Raw genomic sequence first — 12,501 nt, forward strand, 5'->3', positions numbered from 1 at the left:
GAAACAAAATGGCGTTTGAATTCATCAGAATAAGTAATGCTTTTCTCTGATACATTTTTAACGTACGGATTTCTTCTCAAAACTCGAATTTGTTCGGATGTAAAAATTAACTTTGACATTTAGCGGCTCCTTTCTGCACTTAGTGCAGTTAATATGAATTGTGGTTTAATGAATGGAGCAATACTACTTCAATTCAAACGTTAACGTATTTTCCTCTATTCATAAGTATACAAAAACAAACCCTATAGAAAGGCACTTTTTTTAGTGTCCATTCTATAGGGTCCATTTTAGTCAATAGACATGCCTTTTTGTGTTAAGAATACCGTCCGCTTCTCTTCATTAAGGACAATATTTTCAGGATTAGTCAGTGTGAGTGCCTGCTGGATTTCACTGTCACTGGGTTTTCTCGCATCATCAAAGCCAATGCGCCACAATTGAACGAGTGGGCCAATCGCGATATTGAGAAAGCCAGTTTGCAGAGAGTAATGTTTGCCAATTTTGATGAGTTGAAAGATATCTTGATCAACCTTTACGGGTTGAAGGCCTGCATTTCTTTTGATGTCGGCTAGAACGGAGTCATCTGCATTTGCAGAAAAGCGGCGTTCGAAGTCTAGCACCATTCGTCGCGCCATATCTAGCACTTCATCAGGCGTTTCCTTGTTTACTTTTAACTGTATTAACGTGCCCATGGCCTTGAATGTACTTTCCTTCATAGCCTATTGCCAGCTCCATTCATTCTATATTTGTTGGTTTATGATACCGCTACTTAATATTCACTGCCAAGTATAATCCTAGTTAATCAGAGAAGCTATACAGATGATGAGTCTTTTGGCCATGAAAGGTAGTAGCGTATGCAACAGCTTCTGGGGAAAGTAGCTTTTTTCAGGATACATTACGAAAAGACTTGCATAAAATTGCCGTTTTAAGTTTACTATTCCGTCTAAATATTATAGAGTGATGTTGAGGAAGATTTATACAACAGAACACTTTTATTGGATAAGGAGTAGCGATTTGAAACTGTTAACGTTAAATACCCATTCTTATGGTGAAGAGAATCAAGATCAGAAGTTGGCCTACATTGCGCAATCGATTGCTGACTGGGATGTGGACGTTGTTGCCTTACAAGAGGTAAATCAAAATATTGTTGGCAAGCAAGTGAAACCCGAAAATTTGCCGAATTTTATACGAACTGACGGTCAGGTGAATATTAAGAAGAATAATTTTGCTTTGCGTTTGGTGAATACATTGGCTGAACTTGGTAAAACCTATTACTGGGCTTGGACAATGACGCATATTGCAGGTGATATTAAGCAAGAGGGCGTAGCATCTTATCAAAATACCCAATTGAGAATGCCACTTCTTTCAATATGTCGGAAAGCCACAACATTTTAAACTATAAGACACGCCGTATCATTACAGCAAAGATTACCGATGACAAGGGCTATACCTTCATGGCCGTTTCTGGGCATTTCTCTTGGTGGCATGGGGAAAATAACACTGAGTTCCATTATGAATGGCAACAAGCTGAAAAATACTTGCTACGCACGAATCTACCCATCTATTTCATGGGTGACTTTAATAATCCGGCAAATTCTGAAGGCTATGATTATATGGTGGGAACGGATTTACCAATCCAAGACGCCTACCCAATTGCGGAAGAGACTGTTGGTGAATCCACTGTCTTGAAGGAGATTGCTGGTTGGAAAGGCTTGAAAGAACAAATCCGTATAGATTACATTTTTGTGCCGGATGATGTGGCAGTGAAACGTTCTGAAGTCGTGTATGACGGTGAACGTCAGCAAACGGTTTCGGATCATTCAGGTGTATTCGTAGAAACAAAAGCATAATAGTAGTTGGAAAGAGGCTGAAAGGCCTCTTTTTTCTTGGCATAAAACGGGATAAATAGGCTTTTCATATTGCATGGAACTATTATTTTTGAAAAAAGTAATAAAATATTCATGCAAGCGGTTGCGCAATCGCAAGTTTTCCGCTATAATCTGAGATGTGTTATGAAACCGTTATCAAATGGTGTTAAGAAAAGGGGAGAATTTATGAAAAGACTATTTACGTTCGAATTCTGGCAACAGTTCGGTAAGGCCTTAATGGTTGTTATCGCGGTTATGCCAGCAGCAGGATTGATGATCTCAGTTGGGAAGGCAGTTGCCTTGTTTGGGGCGGATACTGCCTTGCTAGTAACAACGGGGGCTGTGTTAGAATCTATCGGTTGGGCAATTATTGGGAATTTACATTTATTATTTGCGATTGCAATCGGTGGTTCTTGGGCTAAGGATCGTGCAGGTGGTGCCTTTGCGGCAGCCGTGTCATTCGTATTATTAAACCGTATTACGGGTGCTTTATTCGGGGTTTCTTCAGACATGTTGGCAGATCCAGCCGCTGTTACGCATACGGTATTTGGGCAAACCATTCCAGTTGCAGGTTACTTTACGAGTGTATTAGAAGCACCAGCCTTAAATATGGGGGTATTCGTAGGGATTATCGCTGGTTTTATTGGGGCATCTGCCTACAATAAATACTACAACTACCGTCGTTTACCGGAAGTATTATCTTTCTTCAACGGAAAACGTTTCGTACCATTTGTGGTAATTGCATGGTCTTTAGTGACAGCTTTAGGTTTATCAGTTGTATGGCCAGTTATCCAAACAGGTATTAATAACTTTGGTCAATGGATTGCTACTTCTCAAGACACAGCACCAGTAATTGCACCATTTATCTTCGGTACCTTAGAACGTCTATTATTACCATTTGGTTTACACCATATGTTAACTATTCCAATGAACTATACGGAACTTGGTGGTACTTATGAAATCCTTACGGGTGCACAAGCAGGGGCACAAGTTGTGGGTCAAGACCCACTTTGGTTAGCATGGGCTACCGACTTGGCTAACTTCAGCAAAGCTGGTGACACACAAGGATACCAATTCGTTATGGAAAACTGGGTACCTGCACGTTTCAAAGTGGGACAAATGATTGGTTCTTCTGGTATTTTGATGGGTCTTACTTACGCAATGTATCGTAATGTTGACCAAGACAAGAAAGATAAATACAAATCAATGTTCATTTCGGCAGCAGCGGCTGTATTCCTAACAGGGGTTACAGAACCACTTGAATATATGTTTATGTTTATCGCAATGCCACTATATGCGTTATATGCAGTCATCCAAGGTTTAGCTTTCGCTATGGCTGATATCATCAATTTGCGTGTGCATTCATTCGGTATGATTGAGTTCCTTACACGTATTCCATTAGCGTCTCAAGCTGGTTTAATGGGCGATGTAATCAACTACTTATTAGTGTCACTTGCATTTGGGGTATTCACATACTTCGTGGCAAACTTTATGATTCAAAAATTCCACTATGCAACACCAGGTCGTTTAGGCAACTACGAAGAAGGTTTAATTAATAAAGATGAAACGACAGCTTCGAGTGAACAAGGAACTGCCGTAGCTGGTTCTGAAAATGACCAACAAGTAGCAGATGTGATCTACCTATTAGGTGGACCTGATAACATCGATTACGTCGATGCATGTATGACACGTTTACGTGTAACGGTTAAGGATACCAACTTAGTTGGGGCAGAAGATGCATGGAAAGCTGCAGGTGCCATGGGCTTAATGGTTCGCGGTACAGGGGTTCAGGCAGTCTACGGGCCAAAATCAGATATTTTGAAATCTGATATTAACGACTTGTTGGACAATGGGGCTGCAATTCCAGCACCATCAAGCAAGTTAACCCATCAAGATGCAAGTGCAAGCGAAACAGCATCAACAGAAGAAATTACTTTTAAGGGTGTTACAACGGACATGAAGGCGCCAGTTGAAGGGCAATTGTTAGCCATTTCTAGTGTCAATGACCCCGTCTTCTCCGAAAAAATGATGGGTGATGGTTATGCCATTGAACCTTTAGCAGATGCAGTTTTTGCACCAGTTTACGCACCTGTATCTGGTAAGGTGGTTTCTATTTTCCCAAGCCATCATGCAGTGGGTATTGAAACGAAAGATGGATTAGAAGTATTATTACATATGGGCTTAGGCACGAATACAATGCAAGCGAAAGTCTTTGGTTTAACGATTGAAGTTGATCAAGAAGTAACTGCTGGTCAAGAAATCGGGCGAATTGATTTAGCTGCGATTGAAAATGCAGGCAAAGAAAAGACAGTCGTTGTCGTGATTACAAACTCTGACAAATTGGCTAGCCTAGATGTAACAGCAACCGACCACAAAGATGGCGGTCAAAGTGTTGCAACAGCACACAGTTAAAAGCTATTGATATAAAAGAAATTAGTTAATGGGGGTGTCGCTTCTTGTGCACCTTCCATTAGCTATTTTTTGAGGGATTATTGTAAACGCTTACTAAAACACAAAACAATTCAGGTCATGTCTATGCAAGGACTAATGTCAGCTCAGAGCTATTGCAAAAGGATGCTAAGAGAGACGAGAGCACTACAAGTAAAAATGACCACGTGCACTCGTGCACACGTGTAAGTGAGAAAAGGGGGACAAGAATTTGGACAAAGCGGCACTATACCATCGCCCAGAAAGCGAGTTTGCCTATCTATACTCAGACGAAATTGCCCATATTCGCCTACAAACCAAGAAAGATGATGTAAAGGCAGTTGATGTATTAGCGGGGGATGTCTACCTCCACCATGAAGGAAAGTGGTACCAATCGGGTATCCCAATGACGAAAGTTGGGGCAACAGAAACCCATGATTTTTGGCAGGCATCTGTAACGATTCCAACCAGACGCTTGGCCTATGGGTTTAAGGTTTACGGTCATGATGGCGAGGATGTCTTTTACTGTGACCGTGGGGTATATCATGGGGATGACTTGGTCATGTTGGAACAGGTCAATGCCTATTTCCGTTTACCCTATTTCCATGAACGAGACATGATGAAGACGCCGGAATGGGTGAAACATACCGTCTGGTACCAAATTTTCCCAGAGCGTTTTGCTAATGGAAATCCGGCCAATGATCCTGAAGGGGTCTTAGCCTGGGATCATGAGGATCACCCAGGGCATGATGCCTTTTATGGCGGCGATTTACAAGGCATCATTGATCATTTAGATTATCTGCAAGATTTGGGCATTACAGGTCTCTATTTAACGCCGATTTTTAAAGCGCATACCAACCATAAATATGATACGACAGATTATATGACTATCGATCCAGCTTTTGGGAATGCAACGATTTTGAAAAATTTAGTGGACCAAGCCCATGAACGAGGGATGAAGGTCATGCTAGATGCGGTCTTCAACCATATTGGCTACTACGCACCGCAATGGCAGGATGTTTTGGCAAATCAAGAAGATTCAATTTATCGCGATTGGTTTCATATTCGAAAATTTCCCGTGCAGCCATTTGAACCAGTCAATTATACCGACCCGGATGCCTTAACAGCTGCGCGGCAAGGTTTGACCTATCATGCCTTCGCCTTTGAGCCCCACATGCCCAAATTCAATACGGCCAATCCGGAAGTTCATGACTACTTATTAAAGGTAGCGACACATTATATCGAAGCCTTTGATATTGATGGTTGGCGATTGGATGTAGCGAATGAAGTGGACCACCAGTTTTGGAAGGACTTTTTCCGTGCCTGTACGGGGTTAAAGGAAGATTTCTATATTATTGGCGAAATTTGGCATTCCAGTCAGAAATTTCTCGAAGGCGATGAGTTCCATGCCGTTATGAATTATGCCATGACCGACCAGATTAAAGATTTCTTCTTTGGGAATCCGATTGATGAACGACCCTTATCAAGTGGGCGTATGCGGGCTTCTATGACCCGTCAACGCATGCTTTACCGGGATCAAGTCAACCAAGTGCAGTTTAATTTGCTGGATTCGCATGATACGGATAGGGTCTTGCATCGTGCGAAAGGGGATAAACAAAAGGTGAAGGCAGCGCTCACCTTTATGATGATGCTTGAAGGAACGCCGTGCATCTATTACGGTACCGAGGTTGGCCTAGATGGCGGGCATGATCCAGATTGCCGGCGTGTCATGATTTGGGATGAAGCTGCCCAAGACAAAGATATGCTAGCCTTTACCAAGGATTTGATTCAATTACGTAAGCAATACAGTGATTTGATTACGTATGGCGAATTTCACTGGCGGTTGGATGACCTCGCGGATGTTGCGAATCATCGGGTGCTGTCGTTTGAAAAAATTGATCAAGATTGGCGTATGTTAGCCATTTTCAACCAAGGGTCAGAAATAATCGCGGAACAATTTGATGAAAGTATAAATATTGTATCGTCAAATCTTGCAAATTTTGAGGAAAATCGACTTACGGTGGCGCCTGGTGGATGGGCAATTTGTATAGACAGGCGAGCCTAAGCGGTTTGCATGTTTGCAAATTTTAGATACAATTATTGGCTAGTAAAAATATTTACGAAAACGGTTGCAAAACCTAAGTTTATATGTAATAATACTGTAAGCGATTGCAATAATCGGGTATTTAAATTTTAGGAGGAAGATATAAATGAGTAAATTGCAGTGGAAAAAAGCCGCGTTTGGTTTAGTTACTGCTTCAGCAGCTTTAGTGCTTGCAGCTTGTGGTAACGGTGGCGAAGATACAGCAAGTTCATCTGCTTCAAGCGAACCAGCTGAAGGCGGAACTTTACAAGTTTCTGTAGGTCCTGACTACGTAGATTACGTAAATGAAATTGCACCTGCTTTTGAGGAAGAAACAGGTATCGATGTTGAAGTGGTTGAACGTGAAATGTTCGAAACTTTAGATGCCTTATCATTAGATGGTCCTGCTGGTATCGCACCAGACGTTACGATTGCACCTTATGACCGTATTGGTAACTTAGGTATCCAAGGTCACTTAACACCGGTTACTTTACCTGAAGATGACCGTTATGATGACACTGATAAACAACAAGTTACGGCAAACGACGAAGTGTACGGTATGCCATTCGTAGTTGAATCATTAGTACTTTACTACAATAAAGACTTAATCGATGCAGCGCCAACTACTTTCGCAGAATTAGAAGCTTTATCTGAAGATTCAGCTTATGACTATGAAACTGAAGAAGGTAAGAACACTGCTTTCCTAGCAAACTGGGTTGACTTCTACTCAGCTTACGGTTTGATTTCTGGTTACGGCGGATACATCTTCGGTTCTGAGGGTACTGACACAGCTGACATTGGTTTAAACAATGAAGGTGCTGTTGAAGGTATCGAATACGCGAAAACTTGGTACGAAAAATGGCCAGAAGGTATGTTAGATACAACTTCAGCAGGTAGCTTTGTAGATGAAACATTCATCGCTGGTGACGCTGCGGCAATCATCGGTGGACCTTGGTCAGCAGCTTCTTATGATGAAGGTGGCGTAAACTACGGTATTGCACCAATGCCTGAATTACCAAATGGCGAATCTTACCAACCATTCGGTGGTGGTAAAGGTTGGATCATTTCAGGATATACTGAAAATGCTGAAGCAGCGCAACAATGGGTTGAATATGTAACAACTGAAGAAAACCAAACAGCTTTACACGAATTTAACTCTGAAGTACCTGCTAACCAACAAGCACGTCAAGCAATCGTAGATGCTGGCGAAAATGAATTAGCAATTGCCGTTATCGAACAATACAACAACGCTGTACCAATGCCAAACATTCCAGAAATGGCTGAAGTTTGGACGGGTGCTGAAACAATGATGTTCGATGCAGTATCTGGTAACAAATCAGCACAACAATCTGCTGATGATGCTGTGAAAGTTATCCAAGATAACATTGCTCAAAAATACTAAGATAGACATTCTTTGACAATTAGAGGATGGTTTAGCAAATGGTTTAGTAATCATCGCTAACCATCCTTTGCTATTTTATATAACGATTATCAGTCAAATAGTGTCGAAGAGACGTAACAGAATTGTTTTTAGTGAAGGAGTTGATTGCAGTGGCGAAGACTGCAAATGAAAGAAAAAAAGTGCACTTCACATCTGAACAAAAGAAACAAATGAGGACGGCAGCACTTGCTTCCATCATTCCTGGTGGGGGTCAGTTCTATAATAAGCAAGCATTCAAAGGGATTATCTTCCTAATTATCTTTGCTTTATATGTTTTCCATCTGTTTAGCTTTGGTTTTGATGCCTTTAACGGGTTATTCACCCTAGGTTCAACACCGCGTGAAGATCACTCACTATTCCTCTTAATTGAAGGGGTGCTCGAATTATTAATTACGGTTATTTTCTTGATTTTCTATGGCGTCCAAATGTGGGATGCCTACAATATAGCGAAAATCAATGCCATTAACCCAGATAAAGTGAACCGGACACCAAAGGCCATTTTGAACAACTTATATGAGACAGGTTTCCCTTATATTTTAACGGTACCGGCATATATTTTGATGTTGTTTGCCATTGTGTTCCCGGTAGTTGTTACGATTTTAATCGTGTTTACCAACTATGATTTCCAACATATCCCACCAGCTAAATTAATTGACTGGACAGGATTGGAAACATTCAGTTCAATCTTTACCTTATCAACATACCGTGAAACCTTTGGGGCGGTATTCTCATGGACGGTCATTTGGACCCTATGTGCAACAACCTTGCAAGTAGGTTTGGGTATCTTCCTAGCGATTTTGATGAATCAACCATTTATCAAATTTAGACGCTTCTTCGGGGTAGTTTTACTATTACCTTGGGCGGTACCAGCCTTCATTTCCATCCTAACATTCTCAAATATGTTTAACCCATCTGCGGGTGCAATCAACTCGCAAGTCATTCCTTTTATCAATAACTTAATTCCATTCTTTGATATTCCAGCACTAGCTTGGAAGACAGAACCTTTCTGGACCAAAGTGGCGTTGATTTCAATTCAAGGATGGTTAGGTTTCCCATACATTTACGTGTTGACAACATCTATTCTTCAATCTATTCCTGGTGAATGGTATGAAGCAGCGTCAATTGATGGGGCTTCACCATTACAGAAATTCCGTTTCATTACCTTCCCGCACATCTTATCAGTGGCGGCACCCGTATTAATTACCCAATATACAGGGAACTTCAACAACTTCACGATGATTTACTTATTCAACGAAGGTGGTCCTGGATCAGTTGGGAATAATGCCGGTACAACGGATATCTTGATTTCATGGGTCTACAAACTGACGACCGGACAATCACCACAATATAATGTTTCTTCAGCGATTACCATTATCATTTCAGCGATTGTTATCGTGATTTCATTGATCATCTTTAAATCAACCAACGCTTTTGAAATGGAGGACTAAATCATGGCTGAGCAAAAAGCACGCAGAACGAAAAAACACGGCCGCTTCTGGTCTAAATTCTTCACCTATGCATTCTTGGTATTTATGTGTATCGTAATTATCTATCCATTACTTATTACGGTTACATCCGCATTTAAAGGCGGTAACTTGATTGCCTTCGATTTAGACTTTACAGGGCCATTTACCTTAAATAACTTTACACGACTCTTTACGGAAACCCAATATGGTCAATGGTATCTAAATACCTTGATTGTAGCGGTAATTACTATGGCACTTCAGGTAACGATTATCACCCTTGCTGGGTATGCCTACTCACGTTACCGCTTTGCTGGACGTAAACAATCACTTAAATTCTTTATCATTGTACAAATGGTACCAACAACGGCAGCCTTAACAGCCTTCTACGTTATGGCCTTGCAAGTAGGCGGTTTGGACAAGTTATGGTTCCTAATCTTCGCCTATGTTGGTGGTTCGATTCCAATGAACTCTTGGTTGATGAAGGGGTACTTTGATACCGTGCCAATCGACTTAGATGAATCGGCAAAACTAGACGGTGCAGGACATTTAAGAACCTTCGCCCAAATCGTTCTACCATTAGTAAGACCAATGATCGCGGTACAAGCTTTATGGGCATTCATGACACCATTTGGTGAATACATGCTAGCGAGATTTATCTTGCGTTCACCAGAAAACTACACGGTAGCCATTGGTTTACAACAATTCATCACCAACTCGTGAACAACGGGTAACCCTATTCGCGGCGGGGGCAATCCTAATTGCCTTACCAATCTCTATCATGTTCTTCTACTTACAAAAGAACTTTGTATCTGGTTTGACCGCTGGTGGTACGAAAGGTTAGGCAAATAACTGACAACAAACATGTAATAGAAAGATAGGCGATATATGTGCTAAGAGATTTATTTCCCGTCAATTACTTCAAAAGTATATGGACACCAAGCAAAATATGGGGCAATCGTCACGAACTGAAATGGTGGCAAATGCTAATTGTGGTCTTATTCCTGAATGGTTTGATGACCATTCCCGTGACCATTAATTACGCCAATATGACCAACTTTCCAGTCACCGATTACTACCCACAGTCCATGCACTTGGTAGACCAAAACGTGGCGGAAAACTTGGCACAGCTTAGATATGCCGACGGCGAAATGTTGGTAGATAGCCCACAAACCATCGAAAGCGACCAAGGCCTAGTAGCCATCGGCGCTTCTGATGATGATGTAGCAAAAATACTAGCAAGTGGCGAAACAGCCCTTGTCTTCCAGGAAAACCAATATATGCTGGTGGAACCGGGCGCACCAACCGCTACCGTCCTTTATACCAAGGACTTTGATTTAAGCGGGCTGGATGCAACCGGCATTCAAGCCAGTTTGAGCCAAGAATGGCTAGATCAAAACCGCGTGCTAGTGGTCTTGATTTTCTCAACCGTTATTAGTGCCATTCTATTGGCCATGTCCCTATTCTTGGTTGGCGTTGCGGCTCTCATGTTCTACATGACCAAGGGAAGCCCGCTAACGTCAATTGAAACGTTTAAAGAATCAGTCAACCTGATTTTAAATGCGATGACACTACCAACAGTGATTGCCATGGTGTATGGTCTGTATCAATTTGATGTAGCCATGATGGCCACTGTACAAACGGCAGGTTTAGTATTCATGCTATTGCTTGTCATGTGGAAGACGCGTTTTCGTGATGGTAGGCTGGATGAATACCGCTTACTCGAGGCTTAGGCTCTAGTGGTTGGTGAGTGTGAGGACTTAACTTGATGGTATTGTTTGCCTTGTAACATGTTTGACTAGAATGATGAAAATGTGCATTTTTGAAGATAGGAGAATGCCTTGTGGCTGAAATTAAATTAAATCATATTTATAAAAAGTACGATAATGCGGATAAGTATTCGGTGACGGATTTTAATCTGGATATTGCGGATAATGAGTTTATTGTGTTCGTTGGTCCTTCGGGGTGTGGTAAGTCTACGACGCTGCGTATGATTGCGGGGCTTGAGGATATTACGCAGGGGGATTTGATTATTGATGGGCAAGTGGTAAATGATATGGCGCCTAAGACGCGTGATATTGCCATGGTGTTCCAAAACTATGCCTTGTATCCACATATGACGGTGGCTGAGAATATGGCTTTTGGTCTGAAATTGCGTAAGGTGGATAAGGCTGAGATTAATAGTCGTGTGCAAGATGCGGCAGAATTGTTGCAGATTACGGATTTATTGGAACGTAAACCGGCTGCTTTGTCTGGTGGGCAACGTCAACGTGTGGCCTTGGGGCGTGCGGTTGTTCGTCAACCGAAAGCTTTCTTGATGGATGAACCTTTGTCTAACTTGGATGCGAAATTGCGTGTCCACATGCGTTCTGAAATTGCCAAGTTACATAAACGTTTGAATACGACCATTATCTATGTAACCCATGATCAAACGGAAGCGATGACTTTGGCTGATCGTATTGTTATTATGAATGCTGGTGAAATCCAACAAGTGGGTACACCGCTTGAAGTGTATAACAATCCAGCAAATGCCTTTGTGGCGACCTTTATGGGTTCACCTGCCATGAATTTGGTGGATGTATTGTATCAAGATGGATTCGTACATTTAGATGGCGGCTTAAAACTAGAAGTCACGTTACCAGCGCGTCGCATCATGGATGAACGCGGCTATGATGGTAAACGTATTACATTTGGTATCCGTCCGGAAGACTTGCAATCTGAGCAATTAGCTTTGGATGCGAACCCTTCAAATGTGGTTGAACCTGTAATTACGGTTTCTGAGTTAACAGGTGCAACGTCTATTCTATACCTTGACGTCAATGGCCAAGAGTTTGTAGCAGTTGTTGATGCGCGTGATTACCATGAAGTTGGCTCTACCCTTCAAGTGGCCTTCAACATGAATAAAGCATATTTCTTCGACATTGAAACTGGTGTGGTCATCAAATAATGCTTAAATAACAGAGGCACGGCAAAGTCCTGAGGGGATGTTGCCGCTTGCACTCGGAAAATGCAGTATGAAAGTTGTTTGCGACTTTTATACTGCATTTTTTTACCTTTCGGCTTTCGTTTTGAGGGGTATCGTCCTGTAGAAGCCTATGGGACAGGTTGTCTTATTCTGGTGAGATAACTACGATTATCGAATGAACCTGCCATTCGATAATTTTTTTTTTTTCTCTCGAATAAATGGCTATTGTATAAGAAATGAGATTATTTTATGAATAT

General features: G+C 41.6%; 9 protein-coding genes and 1 pseudogene. 9 read left to right on the forward strand and 1 reads right to left on the reverse strand.

The window, feature by feature from the left end:
- Nucleotides 1–287: 287 nt before the first annotated feature.
- A complete protein-coding gene (locus B9P78_RS08060; RefSeq protein WP_094518965.1) occupies nt 288–713 on the reverse strand; it encodes an FAD:protein FMN transferase in 426 nt (141 codons plus the stop codon).
- Between the two features lie 298 nt (nt 714–1,011).
- Here B9P78_RS08060 and B9P78_RS10320 point away from each other — a divergent pair, with 298 nt between their 5' ends.
- The 9 genes and pseudogenes from B9P78_RS10320 to B9P78_RS08100 all read left to right on the forward strand — a co-directional run bounded on the left by B9P78_RS10320 (nt 1,012) and on the right by B9P78_RS08100 (nt 12,226).
- A complete protein-coding gene (locus B9P78_RS10320; RefSeq protein ID WP_233487800.1) occupies nt 1,012–1,392 on the forward strand; it encodes a hypothetical protein in 381 nt (126 codons plus the stop codon).
- Nucleotides 1,368–1,847, forward strand: a complete 480-nt coding sequence (locus B9P78_RS10325; RefSeq protein WP_233487802.1) for an endonuclease/exonuclease/phosphatase family protein — start codon at nt 1,368–1,370, stop codon at nt 1,845–1,847. Before B9P78_RS10320 ends, B9P78_RS10325 begins: the two co-directional genes overlap by 25 nt.
- 204 nt (nt 1,848–2,051) lie before the next feature.
- Complete coding sequence (locus B9P78_RS08070; protein WP_094518966.1) at nt 2,052–4,277, forward strand: PTS transporter subunit IIBC; 2,226 nt, start codon at nt 2,052–2,054, stop codon at nt 4,275–4,277.
- 247 nt (nt 4,278–4,524) lie between these two features.
- The gene (locus B9P78_RS08075) at nt 4,525–6,357 is read left to right on the forward strand and encodes a glycoside hydrolase family 13 protein (protein ID WP_094518967.1); all 1,833 of its coding nucleotides are present in this window, start codon (nt 4,525–4,527) and stop codon (nt 6,355–6,357) included.
- A 145-nt stretch (nt 6,358–6,502) separates the two neighbouring features.
- Nucleotides 6,503–7,777, forward strand: a complete 1,275-nt coding sequence (locus B9P78_RS08080) for an extracellular solute-binding protein (RefSeq protein ID WP_094518968.1) — start codon at nt 6,503–6,505, stop codon at nt 7,775–7,777.
- 209 nt (nt 7,778–7,986) lie between these two features.
- Nucleotides 7,987–9,264, forward strand: a complete 1,278-nt coding sequence (locus tag B9P78_RS08085; protein ID WP_094518971.1) for a carbohydrate ABC transporter permease — start codon at nt 7,987–7,989, stop codon at nt 9,262–9,264.
- 3 nt (nt 9,265–9,267) lie between these two features.
- Nucleotides 9,268–10,123 (forward strand): annotated as a pseudogene (locus B9P78_RS08090) (sugar ABC transporter permease).
- 46 nt (nt 10,124–10,169) lie between these two features.
- Entirely contained in the window at nt 10,170–11,012 is an 843-nt protein-coding gene (locus B9P78_RS08095) for a DUF1189 family protein (protein WP_233487804.1), read from the forward strand.
- 110 nt (nt 11,013–11,122) lie between these two features.
- Entirely contained in the window at nt 11,123–12,226 is a 1,104-nt protein-coding gene (locus B9P78_RS08100; RefSeq protein WP_094518970.1) for an ABC transporter ATP-binding protein, read from the forward strand.
- The last annotated feature ends 275 nt before the right edge of the window (nt 12,227–12,501 follow it).

The organism is Aerococcus sp. 1KP-2016, from assembly GCF_002252085.1.
Lineage (GTDB): Bacteria > Bacillota > Bacilli > Lactobacillales > Aerococcaceae > Aerococcus.